General features: G+C 45.9%; 22 protein-coding genes, 1 tRNA gene and 1 pseudogene. 14 read left to right on the top strand and 10 right to left on the bottom strand.

Features of this window, described 5'->3' with window-relative positions:
- Positions 1-97: 97 nt before the first annotated feature.
- Positions 98-490, top strand: coding sequence for a 50S ribosomal protein L7/L12 (rplL, locus tag QUB12_RS04505; protein ID WP_333305663.1), 393 nt, complete (start codon positions 98-100; stop codon positions 488-490).
- A 243-nt stretch (positions 491-733) separates the two neighbouring features.
- Here rplL and crtD read toward each other — a convergent pair whose 3' ends face one another.
- The 9 genes and pseudogenes from crtD to QUB12_RS04545 all read right to left on the bottom strand — a co-directional run bounded on the left by crtD (position 734) and on the right by QUB12_RS04545 (position 8,773).
- Positions 734-2,350: a C-3',4' desaturase CrtD gene (gene crtD / locus QUB12_RS04510; RefSeq protein ID WP_333305710.1), complete on the bottom strand. Its 1,617-nt coding sequence runs from the start codon at positions 2,348-2,350 to the stop codon at positions 734-736.
- Positions 2,351-2,530: 180 nt separating this feature from the next.
- On the bottom strand, positions 2,531-4,180 hold the full coding sequence (locus QUB12_RS04515; protein WP_333305665.1) for a ribbon-helix-helix protein, CopG family: 1,650 nt from the start codon (positions 4,178-4,180) through the stop codon (positions 2,531-2,533).
- Positions 4,181-4,240: 60 nt separating this feature from the next.
- Complete coding sequence (locus QUB12_RS37480; RefSeq protein WP_445252024.1) at positions 4,241-4,345, bottom strand: hypothetical protein; 105 nt, start codon at positions 4,343-4,345, stop codon at positions 4,241-4,243.
- Positions 4,346-4,415: 70 nt separating this feature from the next.
- Positions 4,416-4,655, bottom strand: a pseudogene (locus QUB12_RS37485) (phycoerythrobilin:ferredoxin oxidoreductase); the annotation flags it as partial.
- Between the two features lie 20 nt (positions 4,656-4,675).
- Positions 4,676-5,095 carry a hypothetical protein gene (locus QUB12_RS04525; protein WP_333141944.1) on the bottom strand — a complete coding sequence of 140 codons (420 nt, stop codon included), beginning with the start codon at positions 5,093-5,095 and terminating at the stop codon, positions 4,676-4,678.
- Positions 5,096-5,101: 6 nt separating this feature from the next.
- Entirely contained in the window at positions 5,102-5,554 is a 453-nt protein-coding gene (locus QUB12_RS04530; protein WP_333141943.1) for a hypothetical protein, read from the bottom strand.
- A gap of 3 nt (positions 5,555-5,557) precedes the next feature.
- The gene (locus QUB12_RS04535; RefSeq protein ID WP_333305667.1) at positions 5,558-6,871 is read right to left on the bottom strand and encodes a DNA methyltransferase; all 1,314 of its coding nucleotides are present in this window, start codon (positions 6,869-6,871) and stop codon (positions 5,558-5,560) included.
- Positions 6,872-6,919: 48 nt separating this feature from the next.
- Positions 6,920-7,570 (bottom strand): HEAT repeat domain-containing protein, encoded by a 651-nt coding sequence (locus QUB12_RS04540; RefSeq protein WP_333305669.1) that lies wholly within the window; start codon positions 7,568-7,570, stop codon positions 6,920-6,922.
- Between the two features lie 300 nt (positions 7,571-7,870).
- The gene (locus QUB12_RS04545) at positions 7,871-8,773 is read right to left on the bottom strand and encodes a phosphodiester glycosidase family protein (RefSeq protein ID WP_333305671.1); all 903 of its coding nucleotides are present in this window, start codon (positions 8,771-8,773) and stop codon (positions 7,871-7,873) included.
- Positions 8,774-8,844: 71 nt separating this feature from the next.
- Here QUB12_RS04545 and QUB12_RS04550 point away from each other — a divergent pair, with 71 nt between their 5' ends.
- The 4 genes from QUB12_RS04550 to QUB12_RS04565 all read left to right on the top strand — a co-directional run bounded on the left by QUB12_RS04550 (position 8,845) and on the right by QUB12_RS04565 (position 10,896).
- Positions 8,845-9,654: a pentapeptide repeat-containing protein gene (locus tag QUB12_RS04550; RefSeq protein WP_333305673.1), complete on the top strand. Its 810-nt coding sequence runs from the start codon at positions 8,845-8,847 to the stop codon at positions 9,652-9,654.
- Between the two features lie 138 nt (positions 9,655-9,792).
- Positions 9,793-10,218, top strand: a complete 426-nt coding sequence (locus QUB12_RS04555; RefSeq protein ID WP_333305675.1) for a HEAT repeat domain-containing protein — start codon at positions 9,793-9,795, stop codon at positions 10,216-10,218.
- Positions 10,215-10,514: a type II toxin-antitoxin system HigB family toxin gene (locus QUB12_RS04560; RefSeq protein ID WP_333175707.1), complete on the top strand. Its 300-nt coding sequence runs from the start codon at positions 10,215-10,217 to the stop codon at positions 10,512-10,514. Before QUB12_RS04555 ends, QUB12_RS04560 begins: the two co-directional genes overlap by 4 nt.
- A complete protein-coding gene (locus tag QUB12_RS04565) occupies positions 10,498-10,896 on the top strand; it encodes a transcriptional regulator (protein WP_333305678.1) in 399 nt (132 codons plus the stop codon). The genes QUB12_RS04560 and QUB12_RS04565 overlap by 17 nt, the downstream gene beginning before the upstream one ends.
- A gap of 246 nt (positions 10,897-11,142) precedes the next feature.
- Here QUB12_RS04565 and QUB12_RS04570 read toward each other — a convergent pair.
- Positions 11,143-11,227 (bottom strand) — tRNA-Ser (locus tag QUB12_RS04570).
- A gap of 214 nt (positions 11,228-11,441) precedes the next feature.
- Between QUB12_RS04570 and QUB12_RS04575 the strand changes: the two genes are divergently transcribed.
- The 9 genes from QUB12_RS04575 (at position 11,442) to moeB (ending at position 19,401) form a co-directional block, all read left to right on the top strand.
- A complete protein-coding gene (locus QUB12_RS04575; RefSeq protein ID WP_190743866.1) occupies positions 11,442-11,810 on the top strand; it encodes a 2Fe-2S iron-sulfur cluster-binding protein in 369 nt (122 codons plus the stop codon).
- Between the two features lie 34 nt (positions 11,811-11,844).
- A complete protein-coding gene (locus QUB12_RS04580; protein ID WP_333305680.1) occupies positions 11,845-12,360 on the top strand; it encodes a thermonuclease family protein in 516 nt (171 codons plus the stop codon).
- Positions 12,361-12,600: 240 nt separating this feature from the next.
- The gene (locus QUB12_RS04585; protein WP_333305682.1) at positions 12,601-13,416 is read left to right on the top strand and encodes an inositol monophosphatase family protein; all 816 of its coding nucleotides are present in this window, start codon (positions 12,601-12,603) and stop codon (positions 13,414-13,416) included.
- Between the two features lie 102 nt (positions 13,417-13,518).
- A complete protein-coding gene (locus QUB12_RS04590) occupies positions 13,519-14,448 on the top strand; it encodes a DnaJ domain-containing protein (RefSeq protein ID WP_333305684.1) in 930 nt (309 codons plus the stop codon).
- A gap of 734 nt (positions 14,449-15,182) precedes the next feature.
- Complete coding sequence (locus tag QUB12_RS04595) at positions 15,183-16,418, top strand: ATP phosphoribosyltransferase regulatory subunit (RefSeq protein WP_333143235.1); 1,236 nt, start codon at positions 15,183-15,185, stop codon at positions 16,416-16,418.
- A 144-nt stretch (positions 16,419-16,562) separates the two neighbouring features.
- Positions 16,563-16,790 (top strand): ferredoxin family protein, encoded by a 228-nt coding sequence (locus QUB12_RS04600; protein WP_333143234.1) that lies wholly within the window; start codon positions 16,563-16,565, stop codon positions 16,788-16,790.
- A gap of 181 nt (positions 16,791-16,971) precedes the next feature.
- The gene (locus QUB12_RS04605; protein ID WP_333143233.1) at positions 16,972-17,580 is read left to right on the top strand and encodes a Uma2 family endonuclease; all 609 of its coding nucleotides are present in this window, start codon (positions 16,972-16,974) and stop codon (positions 17,578-17,580) included.
- Positions 17,581-17,681: 101 nt separating this feature from the next.
- A complete protein-coding gene (locus tag QUB12_RS04610; protein WP_333143232.1) occupies positions 17,682-18,161 on the top strand; it encodes a M67 family metallopeptidase in 480 nt (159 codons plus the stop codon).
- Positions 18,162-18,240: 79 nt separating this feature from the next.
- Positions 18,241-19,401, top strand: coding sequence for a molybdopterin-synthase adenylyltransferase MoeB (gene moeB, locus QUB12_RS04615; RefSeq protein ID WP_333305686.1), 1,161 nt, complete (start codon positions 18,241-18,243; stop codon positions 19,399-19,401).
- Positions 19,402-19,445 lie beyond the last annotated feature (44 nt).

Below are 19,445 nucleotides of genomic sequence, written 5' to 3' on the forward strand. Positions count from 1 at the left end.
GAGAAACAAACTGATGACTGGAGACGAGAAACTAATAATTAATGAGCAATCAAAAGTCTCAAATCCCAAATCTACAATCAAACTAGGAGTTTAACGAATGTCTACTGCAACTGACGAAATCTTGGAAAAACTTAAGTCTCTGACTTTGCTCGAAGCTTCTGAATTGGTCAAGCAAATTGAAGAAGCTTTCGGCGTCAGCGCTGCTGCTCCCGTAGGCGGCATGATGATGATGCCTGGTATGGGTGGTGGTGCCGCTCCTGAACCAGAAGAAGTACAAACTGAGTTCAGCGTGATTCTTGAAGAAGTTCCTGCTGACAAGAAAATCGCAATTCTGAAGGAAGTCCGCGCGATTACCGGTCTGGGCCTGAAGGAAGCGAAAGACTTGGTAGAAGCCGCACCGAAAGCAGTTAAGGAAGCTATTGCTAAGGAAGCTGCTGAAGAAATGAAGAAACAGCTTGAAGCTGTGGGCGCAAAGATTGCTATCAAGTAGTCAGAGAATGTAGTTGATATCAATTCCGGTGACACCGGAATGATGGTTGACTGTTGACTGTTGACTGTTGACTGTTGACTGTTAACTGTTAACTATTAATAGTTAACTGTTGACTGTTGACTGTTGACTGTTGACTGTTAACTATTAATAGTTAACTATTCCCTAAAATTAATCGCGCGATAGTTACATCTCTCGCGCGATTAATTATTTTTTGCGCTAGGGAAACTGCATTGCCGTTTCCTCTTAGATTTTAGAGGCGGCTTCCATTTGCCGCACTACTGTTAAAGCAGAATAGGAAACACCGGCAGTTCCTTCTCCGGGATGGGTGGAGTCGCCGACTAACCACAAGTTTTTAATTGGTGTGCGATTGGCAAATCCGAAGGGCCCGAAAGTTGGTATTCGCTGGCCGATGCCGCCGACAACGCCTCTATCTCTCGCTGTGTAGCGGGCAAAGGTGCGGGGTGTGGCGGCTTCTTGGTGTACGATCGACTCTGGCGTCAAATTGAAATATTCGCTCAAACGGGCGATCGCCCCTGCGCTGTATTTTTGCTTCAATCCTTCATAATCAACCGAATTCCACCATATTCGAGTATCAGTAAATGACGAAGCGATAATTGTCGCCATTCCCTCCGGTGCTCGGCCATCGCCCGGATGGCTGACAGAAACAAATAATGAATTATTCTCCCCAATCTCACCTTCGTAATCGTAAAGAAACTGAAGGTGCGGCGGACAATTTGCTGGAATTGCGCTTTCATGCACTCCCAAATATATCACGAAAGCACCGGATGCGGGCGGCAATTTATCGACTCGATATTTGTAGCCTGCCATTTGATTTGGGAGTTGATTTGTTGTTTCTGAATTCTCTGATTTAACCGATAAATTATCTATTAAATTGCCGAGACTTGGCTCGCTTGACAACAATTTTACTAGATTTTGCGCGGTCACGTTGGCAACAATGCGATCGGCTGTTTCTGTCCAAACTTCGCCTGTTTTTTGATTGCGAATCACTGTACCGGTGGCTTGGCCGTTGGCGGTGATAATGCTTTCAACTGTGTGTCGCAACAGGACTTTGCCGCCGTCTCGTTCGATCGCCTCTACAAGTCGATCGCTCAATACCTGCATACTTCCTTGTAGATGATACAATCCCTGCGGCTCTTGCGAAACTCCTAAAGCCGTCGCCGCGTAAAGTAGCGCCGTTTCTTCGGTATCAACTTGAGAATACAATTTTAACTGCAAATCCAGAAAAGTTTTCAAGCGCAAATTGTCGCCTAACCCACAAAGCCGCAAAGCATCTCCCACTGTCATAAAAGTGAAAGGCAAAGTAATTAAAGTATCGGGGCGAACTGCTTGAATTAATTGCCAGAAATCCCAGAAGTTTCTGGGCGGTAAAACTGGATCGCGCCCTTGAAATTTCCAGCTAGCTTGGAACAATGCAGACAATAATTGCCAAAAAGGTTCGCTTCCGGGAAACTGCCGCTGCCTTTCTTGCTGCCACTTTTGCGGATCTCGCCACACGCTAATCGGTGCGGTTTCTCCCGGCAAAAACACCGCACAAGCGGGATCGCAGGGTGTGGCTGCGGGAAGTTCTATGTCTAATTCTGAGAAAAGTCTGTGGTGAATGCCTCCGGGTTCCAATCCTGCAACCTGCGTGGCGCCGACATCGAAGGTAAAGCCTTTGCGTTTGAAGGTGGAAGCGCATCCTCCGGGGACGATCGCCTGGTCTAAGACTAGCACTTTATATCCTCTGCGGGCTAGCAGGGCGGCTGCTGTGAGTCCGCCGATGCCGCCTCCAATTACCGTGACGCGGCCCTTAGTGTCTGTGGGACTGGATTTGCCAAAAGGGGTGCGATCGCCTGTCATAAATTTATTTATTGTAATATTTCTTAATAGTATGCTCATATTTTGCAATAAAAAGCTCTTGTAGCGACAGGTTGAAATCTATCGCTACAAGAGGAAAGAGGCCGAGTTTAGAGGAGGTTTTAGGGGTAAAGTGCTCCTGCTGCACCCGGAGCGTTAGATAGTGCCGTGCTCATGAGAGAATCAGGGACGACGCCACTTGTTGAGATAAGCTTCGCCAATCCCAGCCACAGCCTGCATTTGACCTAGCTGTTCCCGTAAAGCTTTGATGGTTCTTAGCTGTTCTTGAGACTGTTGCTGCAAAGCGTCGTAATTTCGCTGTATCGCGGCACTCTGGCTCAATTGATTTTCTAGAGATTGCAACTTGCTTCGTTGAACTTGGAAGTCGCCGATCGCACTTGACTTTTCTGCTAACTCGTGCTGCAAAGATTCGTAACTCGACTTCGACACGGTTTGCTGCAATTGGCTTTCGAGATTTTGCTTTTCGGTGGCGAATTGCTGCTGCAAAGATTCCAGAGCACTGGATTTTTCGGCGAGTTGCTGGTGCAAAGATTCCAGAGCACTGGATTTTTCTGCTAGCTGCTGCTGAAACTCGTGTTCTTTTTCGGCGACTTGCTGCTGCAAAGAAGCGATCGAACTCGATTTTTCTGCTAGCTGTTGCTGAAATTCGTGTTCCCGGTGGTCTTTTTCGGCGATTTGCTGCTGCAAAGATTCCAGAGCACTGGATTTTTCTGCTAGCTGTTGCTGAAACTCGTGTTCTTTTTCGGCGACTTGCTGCTGCAAAGATGCGATCGAACTCGATTTTTCTGCTAGCTGCTGCTGAAATTCGTGTTCCCGGTGGTCTTTTTCGGCGATTTGCTGCTGCAAAGATTCCAGAGCACTCGATTTTTCTGCTAGCTGTTGCTGAAACTCGTGTTCCCGGTGGTCTTTTTCGGCGAATTGCTGCTGCAAAGAAGCGATCGAACTTTCGCGTTCACTCAACTGCTGCTGTAAACTTTCGTAACTTGACTTCGCTACAGTTTCGGCTAAGTGGCTTTCGAGATTTTGCTTTTCAGTAGCGAGTTGCTGCTGTAAAGATGCGATCGAACTTTCGCGTTCACTCAACTGTTGCTGTAAACTTTCGTAACTTGACTTCGCTACTGTTTCGGCTAATTGGCTTTCGAGATTTTGCTTTTCGGTAGCGAATTGCTGGTGCAAAGATGCGATCGAACTTTCGCGTTCACTCAACTGCTGCTGTAAAGTTTCGTAACTTGACTTCGCTACAGTTTGCTGCAATTGGCTTTCTAGATTTTGCTTTTCGGTAGCTAATTGCTGCTGCAAAGAAGCGATCGAACTTTCGCGTTCACTCAACTGCTGCTGTAAACTTTCGTAACTTGACTTCGCTACAGTTTCGGCTAATTGGCTTTCGAGATTTTGCTTTTCGGTAGCGAGTTGCTGCTGTAAAGATGCGATCGAACTTTCGCGTTCAGCCAACTGCTTCTGTAAAGTTTCGTAACTTTCTTGCAGCGGATTTGGCTGTACGTTCACCGAGTCCAATTGAGTTTCTGCCGTTCTAGCGTCATTAATTTCGCTTTCTTCGGCTGTTTCCCCTTCCAAGTCAGCGGCTTCTACCTCAGTTTCTTCACCTTTTTTCCAAGTGACAGTAACTTCCGTCTTGTCCTTAGAAATATCCAGAGCGCCTTGTGCCAAGCGTTCTAGGAGTTCCGACCTTGATATTCCGAGCTTGCGAGCGATCGTGTTCAATCGATCGGCACTAGAAGAAGTCAGCGAAAGTCCGATTTTGACTTTGCTGTCTGAATTGGAACTAACTACATTGCGATTTTTTTTGACCATTGGCATTTTCCTCATGCCAACCTACACTTATTAGTATAGTGGCTGAAGCTTGTATTAAAATTAATTCTTGTTACTTACCAATTGTGCCAGCTTGCGTTCCCAATTGAACAAAAAGCCGTGAATGTATTCTTCGATCCATTCCTCCCCGTAGCACCGCGTGAACATTTCCTGACCAGGGGTTTTTTCGGCAAGATACCGCAGATAGCACAGTTGAGCTTGTTAAGATACTATCTAACTTTGCGCCCGATCTCACAGGTTCGGCGCGATCGACCAAATCCAAATAAGCCGCCACATAGTCTTTGAACCCTGCAAAAACCGGAATTGCCAAAATTTTCCTTTCCTTGGGACGATCCCACAGAAACGCCAACGAGAAAAACTGCTTAGCTTCCTCTGGAAAGTCGCCACTCCAGGGAAGGTGCGGTTGATGAGCTTGAAAAATTTGTTCGATCGACCCAGTATGTTCCGTCCGCTCCAACGCCCGTCAGGATACTGAGTTCAGCTTTTCAGCTTCCTCAAGAAGTCTGCCACCAAAATCTTGTTCTGAAAAGTTGCTCGAATTGTGTCGCTGTTGCTGTAATTAATAATAACTTCAAACCTCTCAAACTCACCGCTTGGGCGATCGATATCAACTGTGTTTAGCTCTGTTAGTGCATCATCAATATTCTCAAACTCGTATTTTGTACCGAAAAGTGGCATGATAATTATTTGGGAAATGAAACGATCGAGGCAGTTTCTGAGCGTATCCATAAACCTATCGACTTCTTGTTTTGAAACACGCATCAAAGCCAGCCGCAGCTTATTTTTTTCTGAAATCTTGAGACCCGCCAACCTCTTTGAAGCTGCGGTATAGCTTTCGTCCGCAGTTGTTTCGTCAAATGCAACATCAAAATCAATTTCCTTAAATGCTGCTACCACATCTCTCTAAGGAATATAGATAATTGCAAATCCATTATTTCTCAGTTGATCTAAAGCTGCTTTCGTGAAATCTCCAACTAACACCGCACCATAAAATGGCGCTGACAAATGATGAAGCTCAATGATAGGTAGTATAGCGCCTTGGATTTCTTGAGCTTTGTTTTTTGAGTGTTTCGTATATCTACGCCATGCAGACTCGATAAATGCAACAGGTCTACCGAGCTGGTCATCTGTACCGTCGATCTCAATTACAAAATCTAAATCATGTTTGTTCCCGTATTTGTCTTCCCAAGTAACTTTTTTACCGCTTCTAGCTGGACGAGAACGCTGCCAATCGAGGTAGTAGTTTTTGGTTTGTGCAAACTGTTGTAGCCGAGGTTTGAGAATATCGTCGAGTACAATATCTTCAAAAAGTTTGCCTAGAGCCTGCCCAAACTTATGTGATGGAGATTGCGCCATAAATTAACTGTCTATCCAAAGTCTTCCTTCATGGAGCGGAATATTGTGTTTTCGGTTTTTCCACTTGACGTTACGCTCCCTAATCTGCTCAAAATGCCAGGAATTAAACCCTGCCCCAACAGCCAGTTGACCAAGCCACTGCTCGACCGGAACATACACTCCGTAGGGAGCAGAATCTCCGATTACAAAGCAAATTTTGCAATTAGAGCCTGCAACTCGCCGCAGGGCCTGAAATACAAATCCCATGTCGATAAAATAAGCAGCAATCATTGTGTGATATGCCTTATTGCCACTCTTAGTTACTCGAATCTCCTTTAGTTCTTGACAAATCGGTATCAGCTCGTCTCGAATCGGATAAATTATAGATTCACCTATCAGAGTATCTAAGCATACTCGATCCTTTGAAACGTGCTGTGAACTTGAACGAATTAGATATTTACGAACAGTATCATGTAAATCTCCCCAAGAATTTACCTCGCCCCAGAATGTCATTTCCAGACGTGTAGCATCTGCATAATCGTAGTTATTTGCATAGGGGGGAGAAGTTATTATTAAATCTATAGATCTAGCGGGAATACTTTTTAATTTTCTCGCATCTTCTTGAATGAAAGTGGCTCTACTTTCTCTAGAAATAAATTGCATTTGATACATATCTTCTTGCATCATAGCAACCTGCTTTTCTAGGATCTCGAATGGTTCACAAGTCTTAGCTTTGCGTTTGTTAGGGAGAATATATTGCCACTGTGCTGTACCTACATGACTTGATGGTCGTAGAATGGCACAAATGGCTAGAAAAATGAGAGACTGCAATTCTTCAGATAGAGACGGGGCTATTTCAAGATAAGCTTGTCTAATTTTGAAGAGGTCTATTAACCTCTCATCTGTGTAGCATTTGCTTAGTAATACTGGAATTTTTTCTGGAAGCTTTGGCGGTAGACTTGCAGCAAAAGCCTTAATTTCGGTAACTGCTGCCAAAAATTCAGGAATGTTTACCATCCAGGCGAGTTTACCTTTTGCAAGCTTACAAACAAAAGGATGCGCTTCGATACCGCAAGAATTTATACCAAGCTTATCGGCAGTGACGCAAACAGTACCAGATCCTGCAAATGGATCGAGGATAGTTTGAGGTTCTAACTCTGCTATGACTTGTTCGACCCAAGCTGCTGAGAATCCCGCCGAATAGCGAAACCACCTATGGATAGGTAATTTCATATTGTCTGTAAACGTACCTGTCCTTTCCTTGATGACTCTGGATTGAGGATTTGCGTGCAATTGAGGGATGGAATTAAAAAGCTGAAGCCGATCGGGGTTCTTCATTGAGCTTCATGAGTCCCATACTCTGATAGAGAACTACAGTATCTTACCCTAAAGGTGTAAAGTCCCACCTGCAACCCGATGATCTCGATCTTTTGCCAAATAGCTCACAGCCGCGCGAGCTTGAGGATTGTCAAATTTGCTCAGCGCGCGAGCAACTCGCAGCCGAATTCCCCAGTAATCTGAACTTACTAGAGGTAATAATTGCTGCAATGCCTGTTCTTGCTTCGGGGTATTTGCCAGCAGGCCCAATCCGTCAATTGCTACTTCCTGAACTGGTAAATCTTCGCCGCCAAGACCGATCGCACAAATTTCAAATACTGCATCAGGACACTGCATTTCGTACAGCGGAGCCATAATGCTGCGGCGGACGAGCCAATTGTCATCGCGACGAAAAGCTTCGACTAAATGAGAAATTGCCTCGGTTCCGAACCTTGACAAAGAGTTAGCGGCTTCGGCGCGCACGTTCGGATCGCGATCGAACTGCATCATTTTTAACAGCGCCGCAAAAGCTTCCGCAGTTTGAATCTGCCGCAATCCCATCGCCACGAACGATCGCACCATAAACTCGCGATCGTCCACTTTGCTCAGCAACATCGGCAGCGCCACCGCCGAATCGCACTTTCTCAGAGCCGTTACCCCCCGCAGCCTCTCTTGAGAATCCGAACTTTGCAGCGCTGCTTGGATTTCGCTAATTTCCATAAGCCAATTATATATTTATTTTTGTTACGTTTCTTTACAATCTTAGCAAAAATTCCCGGATTTTGGGCAGATTTAAAAAAAATTCACTGCTGAACAAGAAATTTTGTGGTTATTTAAGCGAAATTTTGCATTAGTAATAAAGGCAATCAATACCCTATTTATTTGAGTATGCGGAGGCATTATAGATTTTTTTTGAATAGGTTTTAATAGCCGCTTTTTTACAAGCAGCGGCTGGGACGCAGTGCAGAATCTAATCATTTTTAACCTCTAATTTCAGAGAAAAAAGCGCAGTTTAAAACCCTAATTATCCCGCGCATAAAATCCTAAATGATTGGAAATTGGACGTTCCTGCATGGGGATTTTATTCTGAATCGGAGCATTCAACAGTTTCGCTCCTGACGGCGATGCTACTGCAAAAGTTACCGACCCGCCACCATCTAAATTTAGCACTGTCTCAGCTCCCAACTGCATCGAAATATGAGTTATTTCGCTCAATTTCAGCCCTTCACTGTAAAGCCTCTGCTTGCCGTCTGCCAGAATTAACCACAACTTGTCGCCTGTTTTGTCTATCGCCGCGACTGCACGGGGATAGGGTTTATCCTGCTTGCGTTCTTCCTGACTTTGTGCTACGGGCTGGCCATTTTTTACCAGCAAAGTATCTCCGGCAACTGCATAGGCTGTTCCCGCAGGGCAAGTGCCGTTTTCGATTATTTTAGCGCGGTTTTTGGCATCAAAACAAAGGGCGGGAAAGTCTGGATTTGGTTGAGAATAAGCTTGGCTTTTGGCAATGGCGTGTCCGACATTATTTACTCGCTCGCCACTGCGGGGATAGTAATCCCAAGGTGCTTTCTCGATGTGGGGATAAAAAAAATTGCCGTTGACTGCTAATTGCAATTTAAATTCTTTCAGGAATTCAGTAGCGGTGCGGGCATTGGTTTCTGTTAAATCGGGTGTGGGGTTTCCGGGAGTGACAAAAATTCCTATTCCCGGCGCTTTAAGGTCGATGCTAACAATGTGAATTAGGTTGGGACGCGGATTAGTCCGAAATTCTCTGCGGTAGGCTATTCCCTGAAAGAGCGATCGCGCTTCGTTTGTTTGTTGGGGACGCAAAAAGTAGGGAATGTTGTAGAGTAGTATTGGTGCGAGCAATATTCCGAAACCGAGAATATGCCAAATTTGTTTGATCGTGGGTCGATAAGTCATACCATTTTAGATTTGAGATGGGGGACGGGAACACTGACAGATTTATATATTTTCCAGCATCCTGTACTAATATGAAGTATTCGGATTCCAATAATTTTAGCAATCAAATTTTACGAAATCGATCGTTCCAAGGACAAGTTCTTAACGGTGCTGATTTCAGCGGTGCGGATGTTCGAGGCTGCAATTTTAGAAATGCTGAGTTAGCGGGTGCGAATTTTATCGGTGCGAAAATCGGGCTTTCTCGGCGACAGATAGCTGTTTTGAGTGCTGGGGCGATCGCGATTTGTTTGGTTGTGGGCGATGTTCTGACTCGACTGATTTTGGGAACTCAAGGACAATTACCGGGCTCTGGCAGTTGGCCTTTTGTTCTGTTGCTGTACGGGGTTTTGAGCGCTGCTGGCTTCGCTTCGGCGATCGCCAGCAAACAGCCAAAAACCTCAAAAGCGGGTAGATTGGCACGAACAATTTCTGCTATTCTATCAGGAGCTTTGCTGGGATTTTTCTATGCTGGCACTGCAACTAATAATAATTCCCAGGCTGCTCTTGCTGGAATGTCGATCGGCGGGGTGTTAATGTTTTTGGTGAATTCCCGGATTCGTAGCCAATTTTCACAGGTGGCGATCGCATCGGCTGGAAGTGTGGCGACTTACGCAGCGGCTTTTTTGTTCAGTGCAACGGCGAGCGCTTTTCTGAGCACTCACAAACTGTTTTGGGGTATGTGTTTCGGTTTGCTGTCGCTGGTGTATCTTTGGTTTGCGTTTGTGTCTTTCTCGGCTATTGTTCGAGAGATTGGAAATGCTGAGGGTACTTCCTTCAGAGGGGCAAATCTCGCTGATGCTAAGTTCGATATAAATTACCTAAATCTAAAATCTAAAATTTAAAATCTAAAATTCCCTGACTGATATTCAAACAGCAATTGAGCCAGCAGAAAGCGACGCTTTGCTGCAAACGGTGAGGGAGCAAATGGCCGTCTAAAATTTTAATCCCAACGACAGCGAACTGCTCAAAAAGATGGTCGAATGTATGGGAGATTCGCAGGGAATGGTGAGGCTGAGTTTAGCCGAAACTCTCGGCTCAATTGGCAAACCTGCAACTTTTTTTTGCTGGAAGCTCTAGCACATCACCCCAACCCTGTCGTGCGTAGAGCCTCTGCTAAAACGCTGACTCTGATTTGCGAGGCGATCGCCCGAACCACGCTGCTAGAAGCTTTTTTACACGATGAGGATCGAGTCGGGGGAGGAAGAGTGGGATTAAAGACAAAGCCTGCGGTTTCCAACCGCGCCTACACAGACAAAACCCACTTGGAGTGGGTTAAAGAATTTTTACTCGATCGGGCCTTGACATTTCCCTCTCAATATGAGAGTATAAGCATAGTAGCAACACAAAACAAAAACCACTTTTTTATTTATGAAAAACCCCAAAATCTCACAAAGAAAAACAAATGAACCTAATCTCGATCCGGAACCTCCGTAAAGATGCTGCCCAGTACCCCGATGTCAAAAATCAAATTGATAGGTGGAACGACACTATAAAGAAAGCAGAATGGCAGAATCTGGAGGAGGTTCGCAATATTTACCGGGATGCCGAAGCAGTAGGAGACTTGACAGTCTTTAATATCAAAGGCAACGAATATCGCCTGATTGTCGGCATCAACTACGAGAACCAAACTATTTACTACAAATATTTCCTAACCCACGCTGAATACGACAAAGACAAATGGAAAAATGATCCTTACTTTTGAGCGAGCCACTTATAGCAACTTGCTTGCAGAAATCGCTCCTATGGCGATCGAAACCGAAGAGGAATACGATCGCCTCCTGGCTGTGGCAGAACGGCTAACGTTCGCTAAAAACCTCACTCCAGAGGAGAGAGCTTTATACAAGTTGTTAGTCACGCTGATTGAAGTTTATGAGACAGAAAATTATCCGATGGACAAATCGGAGCCTCATGAGATTTTGCAACACATCATGGAATCCAGTGGCACCCGTCAAGCGGACTTGGTAGGTATCATTGGATCGAGCGGCGTGGTGTCTGAGGTTGTGAATGGGAAAAGAGCGATTAGCAAGGCACAAGCTAAGGCACTCGGCGATTATTTTAAAATCTCACCTAGCTTGTTCATTTAATTTGGAAATTGGGCATTGCGAATAGGGCATGGGTTATTTGTGATTAGAAAAACTACTAACCAGTAACCACTAACTATTACCCATGCCCGATGCCCGATGCCCATGCCAGAGGCATCTGACCCTAGAAAAGCGATCGCCCTTGAGTTTTCTCAAAGAATTCAAGGGCGATCGCTCTAATCAAAGTATTTATCTCAGATCAGAGATTTTTTTTGCAAGCTGTTTTTTTTGCCTAAACAGCTTGTTTAACGGAGAGGGAGGGATTCGAACCCTCGTTAAGTTGCCCTAAACACACTTTCCAGGCGTGCGCCTTCAACCGCTCGGCCACCTCTCCAGGGCTAAATTAATTCATTTAGCCACAGCTAAACTATATTAGCAGAACAAATCTGATTTGGGAAGGGGTAACGGCATAAATTTACTGTTTAATGTGGGTAGGGTGTCAAACGAGCGGGCTTGGATTCTCCTAGCTGTGTCGCAAACCCCTTCATCTAAAGGAGTTTGCCCGCCAAACCCCCATCTAAAATCTAAAATCTAAAATCTAAAATTCCATGACTCACTCTTACACAATAAAAATTCATAACAGACAGACAGGCGATCGCCACACAGTGCGAGTACCCGAAGACCGCTACATCCTCCAAAGCGCCGAAAACCAAGGAGTAGAATTGCCCTTTTCCTGCCGCAACGGCGCTTGTACCGCCTGTGCGGTGCGCGTCAAGTCGGGAGAACTGCACCAGCCAGAAGCAATGGGGCTTTCGGTGGAACTGCAAAAAGAAGGTTATGCCCTGCTGTGCGTCAGCTATCCCCGTTCCAACATCGAGGTAGAGACGCAAGACGAAGACGAAGTGTACGAACTGCAATTCGGTCGTTACTTCGGCAAAGGTAAAGTTAGAGCCGGTTTGCCGTTGGATGAAGAGTGAGGCAATTTGATAAATTATCAACTACCAATTATCCATGCTTTATCGGTTATTTGCGATCGCCCTTTGTCTGTTGCTAGCTAGCTGCCAAGAACCAGAAATTCCCCAAGGTACGATCGCCAAAGTAGAAAGGGCCATCAGCGGCCAAACAATCGAAGTTATCAGTACAGCCGACAAAATAGCCTTATTAGAACAAATCAGGCTGATTGGTATTGATGCGCCGGATTTAAAACAGCAGCCTTGGGGAGAAGCAGCCAAACAAAGACTAGAACAGCTAACTGGGGGAAAACAGGTATTGTTAGAATCAGACATCGAAGAGAAAGACCGGTTCGATCGCAAACTAGCCTATTTGTGGCAAGATAAAATTTTGCTCAACGAACTGCTAGTCAAAGAAGGTTATGCCCTGGCCTCAGCGCGATCGCCCAACACCAAATACCAGCAGCGACTCGTGAACGCTCAAGAATGGGCGAGACTCATGGGTAAAGGCCTGTGGAATCCAGAACGAGCTTTGCGCCAAACTCCTGCAGAATTCCGCCAGCAAAATCGGAAATAGTCAATCGATTTTAGATTTTAGATTTTAGATTTTAGATTGAAGCATTGACCCCACCGATAAATTCGGGGGGCAAGTTTCATCGGGTACAGGTTTTTATTTCTGGACGGATGAATCACGTGGCGGGTATCGTGGATGCTTTCGGTCAGTTGGGAATTGTTGACAACTGACAACTGACAACTAACAACTAACAACTAACAACTGACAACTGACAACTGACAACTAACAACTAACAACTAACAAATGACAGACAATCAACTGCAAAACTTCTTAGAAATAGCCACCGAAGCAGCCCTAGCCGCCGGTTCCGTCCTGAAATCTTTCTGCGGAAAATTAGAAAAAATTCAAGAAAAAGGCCGATCGGGCGATTTAGTCACAGAAGCCGACAAAGCCTCAGAAGCCGTCATCTTAGAAATTCTCGGCCGCCACGTACCCGACCACGCCATCCTCGCCGAAGAATCCGGCAAATTAGGAGATGCCAGCAGCAAATACCTGTGGGCGATCGACCCTTTGGACGGCACAACAAATTATGCTCACCAATATCCTTTTTGGGCCGTGTCGATCGGACTTTTAATCGACGGCATACCACAAATCGGAGTAATTTACGACCCTTTTCATAATGAATTATTTCGGGCAGGCAAAGGATTGGGAGCAACCTGCAACCGATCGCCGATCGAAGTTTCCCAAATCTCAGAATTGAGAACCAGCTTGCTAGTCACTGGGTTTGCATACGATCGGCGCGAAACAGCAGACAATAATTATGCCGAATTCTGTCACCTCACCCACCTCACCCAAGGCGTGCGGCGCAGCGGTTCCGCATCCCTAGACCTCGCACACCTCGCGATGGGGCGATCGGACGGCTACTGGGAACGGGGACTCGCCCCTTGGGACGTAGCCGCCGGTGTAGTCATCGTCTCCGAAGCCGGAGGTCAAATTACAGCTTATGACGGCAGTGCCTTTGAGATGAACTCAGGTCGGATTTTGGCAACAAACGGCAAAATACACGCCGAACTCAGCAGCGCACTGCTAGCAGTTCCTCCCTTATCTTCTTGGGGGTAATCTACCCGCAGCAAGAGATCGGGGGTAGTACGGGGGTCAGAACCCCTTGACTCAAGCTACATTAAAGAATAGTGAAAAGCCAGGAAAGGAAGAGTAAAAGTTATGTCTTTTGAAATGACAAAAGGGCTGTTCAAGTATGACTTTACAGATCAGCACGCAATTTTGGGAATTCCCTTAGACGCCGAGTTTAACGACATCCGCAAGCGCTACATGAAAATCGCCCGCCGGTTGCATTCGGATACTTGCTCTTTTGAAAGCCAAGCCGATAAGGATTGGGCTAACCAATTTTTGTCAAAAGTAGTCAATCCGGCTTACAACAAATTCTCTAAGGAAAGCGATCGCAAAGAATACAGCCTGCTATTAGCAGCCATCGCCAAGCGCGTCGTTAAAGAACAGGCAAAAATGCAAATTGAAAGCGCAGCAGCCAAACAGTTAGCTACCGCTCAAAATTGGGAAGAAGCTTACAAAACAGCAGTTAGCAAACTCGCTCTCAAGCAGTACGAATCAGTTAAGGAAACGCAAGAGGCGATCGATCAAATTAGCGAACTCAACATGGTTTACCTGCTGCGAAAAGAGCGCATGGGTGGTGGTGCGGTTGCACCCGGTTCATCCATAAAAGATGGAACCCCAATAAAAGATGCAACCCCAACCCCAACTCCAACTCCAACTCCAACCCCAACCACAACCACAACCACAACTGCGGCAAAAGACTCGCCGGCCGAAGCCTATTGCCGCCGAGCTCAAGGATTCATGGACAGCAAAAGTTACGCCAAAGCAATTTTAGAGTTGAAAGAAGGCCTGAAGCGCGATCCGAAACACAGCAAGACCCACGCTTTGTCAGCAATGTGTTACCTTGAACAAAATCAAGCCACAATGGCGAAACTTGAGATGAACAAAGCTTTGGCATCAAATCCTGAAGAACCAACGGCTTTGGAGGTTAAGAAAAAGCTGGAACAAGCTGCAGCAAAAGCCAAAAAAGGTGACGAGAAACCAGGATTTTTTGCAAGTTTGTTTGGCGGTAAGAAGAAGTGAGAAGTTGTGAGTTGTGAGTCTTGAATATTTAGAAACGGGTGAACTGCTCAGCAGTGGAGTGAGGTAGCTCAAAAAAATCAAGACTTGGTGATATCAACGCCGGTGACATCGGAATTATACCATCAGTGCGATCGTCCCGCGACCGCGGATGCTCCAGAAAGAACGGGACGATCGCACTGACGGGGAAAATGATAATTGCGATGCAAACGAAAACGCTATCACGCCTTAATTTGTTAAAGTTGAAGATTAAGCTTGCCTCCTTCGACTTTAACACCGTCCCCTAAAGCTAAGCTTCTAAGGCCAATCTAAAATCTAAAATCTCAAATCTAAAATTGAGATGACACCGTGAACAAACCAGGCGTTCAACGGAGTACCGTTAGTACGCAGGCTTCGTATTTCCTTTTTTGCAAAGGCTTTTTATAGTGAGGTAGTTCCACCCCCACTTACTAACACAGTACCAGAGTATTTCCAGACTATCAATGGGTATAAAGAAATAATTGTCGGCTTCCGTCCGCGACATCCGACGCTTCTTTCCATCACGCTCGGTAATTCCCAACGGGGTAATTCGCGCAGCGCTCAGATTAATCCCCTCTAAATATAACGAGGGACTTCCCGGCTGGTAGTTAATTTGTTAAAGTCGAATGTTAAGCTGGCCTCCTTCGACTTTAACACCGTCCATAAAGCTAAGCTTCTAAGCCCAATCTAAAATCTAAAGTCTAAAATCTAAAATTGATATGGTTCACCAACCCCCATCCGGTGCAAGAGATTTATTGCCCCTTGACGTTGCTCAAAAAATTTCGATCGAACGGCGCTTACAGCAGGTTTTTCACCGCTGGGGCTATCACCGGATTATTACCTCTACTCTAGAAAGGCTGGAGACATTGATGGCTGGGGGCGCGATCGACCGATCGACCTTAATTCAACTGCAAGACGCCGAGGATGGAGAACTTGGTTTGCGGCCGGAATTGACAGCATCCATCGCCCGCGCGGCTGCAATGCGGATGGCGGGGACTCGCTGGCAGCCTCAGCGCCTCTACTACAACGCTAACGTGTTCCGCAAAGGCCCAGATACTGGCTCAGGCGGGCAACAGGAGTTCTATCAAGCTGGGGTAGAACTGCTCGGCGCGGGGGGGGCGGTTGCGGATGCGGAAGTGCTTCTGCTGCTGTCTGAGTGCTTGCAGAGCTTGGAAATAGATGACTGGCATTTGGTTTTGGGAGAAGCGGGTTTGACTGCAACATTGCTAGAAGCGTTTCCGCCAAACGTGCGCCAAAAAGTTCGGGGGGCGATCGCAAATCTCGATCGAATTGCCTTGGAAACTTTGCCACTGTCAACCGAATTGCGAGAAAGAGCTCTGCTGTTATTTGACTTGCGCGGCCGACCTGAAGAGGTGTTGCCAATTGTTGCCAAGCTGGATTTAGATTTGCCGCAGCAAGCCGCGTTAAATAATCTCAAATCGGCGATCGAATTGCTGCACCAATGCCAGTCAAAAATTCCCAATCTAAAATCCCACATTCACCTCGATTTGAGTTTAATTCAAACATTTGACTACTACACTGGAATTGTGTTTGAAGTTGTCAGCAGCAGCAAGACAGGACAGCGAGTTTTAGGACAAGGAGGACGCTACGACCAACTGTTGGGACTGTTCGACCCCCAAGGGCAAAATTCCCCCGGCATCGGGTTTTGTCTGAATATTGAAGATTTGCACCAAGTTTTGCTGACAGAGGGGCAGTTGCCCACGGAGACGCCAGCTAGCGACTGGTTGGTTGTGGCTCAAACTCCTGAAGCTAGTGCCGCCGCGTTTGCTTACGCTCGCAAACTCCGAGACTCTACTCACCTAGTTCGGGTAGAAATAGATTTGGAGAGTCGGGAGACAGCAGAGTCGGCGCGGGAATACGCGCGCGATCGACGAATTGCTCAAATTGCTTGGGTAAATGCCGAAGGATTGCCAACAATTGAAACGGTAAATTAGCCTAATTGGTAATTGGTAATTGGTAGTTGGTAATTGGCTAAAAATCACCCGATATGATATTATGTATCCTGCTGATTGAGATCAGGTTTTGCCAATTGCTAATTGCTAATTCCCTATCAACCTAAAATCTTTTGAGAGAGCACTATGGCACACACTATTGTTACGAATATTTGCGAGGGAATTGCTGATTGCGTCGGCGCTTGTCCGGTTGCTTGCATTCACCCTGGCCCTGGCAAAAATGTCAAGGGTACTGATTGGTTTTGGATTGATTTTGATACCTGTATTGACTGCGGTATTTGTTTGCAGGTGTGTCCTGTCGAAGGTGCGATCGTTCCAGATGAGCGGCCCCAGTTGCAGCAAACTCCGACTTGATTGAATTAACTGTTTTTCCCCTTCTCTTCTCTTCCTTTGTGTCATAAGCGTCTTCGCGGTTCGTTAAATTTATATAGGAACTTTTTTAACGAACCGCAGAGGCCGCAGAGGACACAGAGAAGAAGTTGAGAAAGAAGGAAAAAATCTAACGTTGAGATATCTTAAGTGCAGGTAATTAATTATGCTACTTTTAGATCCAAAAACTCTCGCTCCAGCGACTGAACAGCGCATAATTCTATATGATGTGACTTGGGAGCAATACGAGCAACTTTCTGATATGTTTGTCGATGAATTCCCCAGGATGACGTACTTGGAAGGAACGTTAGAAATTATTATGACGACTTCGCCAGAACATGAAAGGCTTAAAACAATTATTGCCCGGTTGATAGAAACCTATGCAGTTGAAAGGCTAATTAATCTCAACGGTTACGGTAGTGCTACATTTCGCCGCGAAGCTGTGAGACGGGGTGCGGAACCAGATGAGTGTTACTGCTTGGGTACACTTGCAGAAATCCCTGATATTGCGATCGAAATTGCTCTAAGTAGCGGTGGAGTTGACAAACTAGAAGTGTATCGCGGTTTGCAAGTTCCTGAAGTCTGGTTTTGGGCTAACGATCAATTTTCTATTTACCACTTGCGGGAGTCGGGTTATGAGTTAATTTCCAGCAGTGAATTTTTGCCTGAGTTAGACTTTTCTGTATTGAGTCAATATGTAGGATATGTTAACCAAACTGAAGCTGTTATTGCTTATAGAACTGTTTTGCAAACAGCTACACCAACCTCAAATTAATAGACATCTCCAGAAAAGCCAGTATTGAACAGGCAAGATGCCTGTTCCACAATTTAAAAAAAGCCCATCGCACTTTACAATAAAATCTACAATAAAATCTCATGCAGCCGATCGCACTTTCCGACTCTCACATTTTATCCATGCGTACCCACGCCGAAAGCGCTTATCCTGAAGAATGCTGCGGTTTGTTGCTCGGTCGAGTTAGTGGCGATGTTAAAACTTTAGTGGAAGTTTGGCCGACTGAGAATGCTTGGAGTGCACAGGCCCAGGAGAATTGGCCTGAAGAAAAGGGATTGACAGAACGACGCAGATATGCTATTAAGCCCGAAGATATGTTGCGGGCGATGAAACATGGGCGCGATCGCAGTCTGGATATTATCGGTATATATCATTCTCACACGGATTCTCCCGCAGTGCCCTCAGAGTGCGATCGGACATTGGCCTGGGCCCAATACTCTTATATCATTGTGTCCGTCCGACAAGGCTGTTGGGAAGACATCCGCAGTTGGAGTCTTGACGGAGAGGGGAACTTTCAAGCAGAGGAAATTCTCGCACAGGAAGCGACTGAGATTAAGAAATAATTAGTAAAAATAACAAACAGGTAAAAATGCGAAAGATTCAGATAGGATGTAATTCAAAATCTGCGCTACACACAATATCATGCTAAATCCTAATCTGGAGGAGATCCAGCTCAACAAACAAGAATACGAACGCTACTCTCGCCACCTGATCCTGCCAGAAGTGGGATTGGATGGGCAGAAGCGTCTCAAAGCTGCCAGTGTGCTCTGCATCGGTACGGGAGGCCTCGGTTCGCCGCTGCTGCTGTATTTAGCAGCCGCCGGTGTTGGCCGCATTGGGATTGTAGACTTTGATGTTGTAGACCATTCTAATTTGCAGCGGCAAGTAATTCACGGCACTTCTTGGGTTGGGAAACCGAAGATTGAGTCGGCTAAAAATCGGATTTTAGAAATTAATCCTTTTTGTCAAGTTGATTTGTACGAAACTCGCGTTAGTTCGGAAAATGCGATCGACATTGCGACTCCTTACGATATCATTATCGACGGTACGGACAATTTCCCGACTCGCTATTTGATGAACGACGTTTGCGTGCTTTTAAACAAGCCCAACGTCTACGGTTCCATCTTCCGATTTGAAGGGCAAGCAACAGTTTTCAACTACGAAGGCGGCCCGAATTACCGCGATTTGTACCCGGAACCCCCGCCTCCTGGCATGGTTCCTTCTTGTGCCGAAGGCGGCGTTTTAGGCGTTTTGCCTGGAGTAGTTGGCTGCATTCAAGCAACGGAAGCTATCAAGATTATCTTGGGTCAAGGCACTACTTTGAGCGGCAGATTGTTGCTTTACAATGCCTTAGATATGACATTCCGGCAATTGAAATTGCGCCCGAATCCAGTGCGCCCGGTAATTGAAAAGTTAATCGATTACGAAGAATTCTGCGGCTTTAGTAAAGTACCAGCAGAGCAACCGCAAATTCCTGAGATGACTGTCAAAGAACTTAAGGAGTTAATCGACAGCGGTGCGAAGGATTTTGTCTTGTTGGATGTTCGCAATCCCAATGAGTATCAAATTTGTCAAATTCCTGGGTCGGTTTTGGTTCCTTTACCGGATATCGAACAGGGCGCAGGTGTCGCTAAGGTCAAGGAATTGTTGAACGGCCACCGCTTGATTGCACACTGCAAAATGGGCGGACGTTCTGCGAAGGCTTTGGGGATTTTGAAGGAAGCTGGAATTGAGGGGATTAATGTTAAGGGCGGAATTACTGCTTGGAGTGAAGAAGTAGACCCGTCTGTACCTCAATATTAAGCTCAATCTTTTTCTAGGGCGGGCGATTTGCCCGCCCGGAACCG

The organism is Microcoleus sp. B7-D4, from assembly GCF_036705125.1.
Lineage (GTDB): Bacteria > Cyanobacteriota > Cyanobacteriia > Cyanobacteriales > Microcoleaceae > Microcoleus.

Coding starts and splice junctions, on each gene's coding strand:
- rplL (WP_333305663.1), top strand. CDS start 98: ATGTCTACTGCAACTGACGAAATCTTGGAAAAACTTAAGTCTCTGACT.
- QUB12_RS04540 (WP_333305669.1), bottom strand. CDS start 7,570: ATGGAAATTAGCGAAATCCAAGCAGCGCTGCAAAGTTCGGATTCTCAA.
- QUB12_RS04610 (WP_333143232.1), top strand. CDS start 17,682: ATGCAGCCGATCGCACTTTCCGACTCTCACATTTTATCCATGCGTACC.
- QUB12_RS04580 (WP_333305680.1), top strand. CDS start 11,845: ATGCTTTATCGGTTATTTGCGATCGCCCTTTGTCTGTTGCTAGCTAGC.
- QUB12_RS04550 (WP_333305673.1), top strand. CDS start 8,845: ATGAAGTATTCGGATTCCAATAATTTTAGCAATCAAATTTTACGAAAT.
- QUB12_RS04590 (WP_333305684.1), top strand. CDS start 13,519: ATGTCTTTTGAAATGACAAAAGGGCTGTTCAAGTATGACTTTACAGAT.
- QUB12_RS04560 (WP_333175707.1), top strand. CDS start 10,215: ATGAACCTAATCTCGATCCGGAACCTCCGTAAAGATGCTGCCCAGTAC.
- QUB12_RS04605 (WP_333143233.1), top strand. CDS start 16,972: ATGCTACTTTTAGATCCAAAAACTCTCGCTCCAGCGACTGAACAGCGC.
- QUB12_RS04535 (WP_333305667.1), bottom strand. CDS start 6,871: ATGAAGAACCCCGATCGGCTTCAGCTTTTTAATTCCATCCCTCAATTG.
- QUB12_RS04600 (WP_333143234.1), top strand. CDS start 16,563: ATGGCACACACTATTGTTACGAATATTTGCGAGGGAATTGCTGATTGC.
- crtD (WP_333305710.1), bottom strand. CDS start 2,350: ATGACAGGCGATCGCACCCCTTTTGGCAAATCCAGTCCCACAGACACT.
- QUB12_RS04555 (WP_333305675.1), top strand. CDS start 9,793: ATGTATGGGAGATTCGCAGGGAATGGTGAGGCTGAGTTTAGCCGAAAC.
- QUB12_RS04545 (WP_333305671.1), bottom strand. CDS start 8,773: ATGACTTATCGACCCACGATCAAACAAATTTGGCATATTCTCGGTTTC.
- QUB12_RS04575 (WP_190743866.1), top strand. CDS start 11,442: ATGACTCACTCTTACACAATAAAAATTCATAACAGACAGACAGGCGAT.
- moeB (WP_333305686.1), top strand. CDS start 18,241: ATGCTAAATCCTAATCTGGAGGAGATCCAGCTCAACAAACAAGAATAC.
- QUB12_RS04595 (WP_333143235.1), top strand. CDS start 15,183: ATGGTTCACCAACCCCCATCCGGTGCAAGAGATTTATTGCCCCTTGAC.
- QUB12_RS04515 (WP_333305665.1), bottom strand. CDS start 4,180: ATGGTCAAAAAAAATCGCAATGTAGTTAGTTCCAATTCAGACAGCAAA.
- QUB12_RS37480 (WP_445252024.1), bottom strand. CDS start 4,345: ATGTTCACGCGGTGCTACGGGGAGGAATGGATCGAAGAATACATTCAC.
- QUB12_RS04585 (WP_333305682.1), top strand. CDS start 12,601: ATGACAGACAATCAACTGCAAAACTTCTTAGAAATAGCCACCGAAGCA.
- QUB12_RS04530 (WP_333141943.1), bottom strand. CDS start 5,554: ATGGCGCAATCTCCATCACATAAGTTTGGGCAGGCTCTAGGCAAACTT.
- QUB12_RS04565 (WP_333305678.1), top strand. CDS start 10,498: ATGATCCTTACTTTTGAGCGAGCCACTTATAGCAACTTGCTTGCAGAA.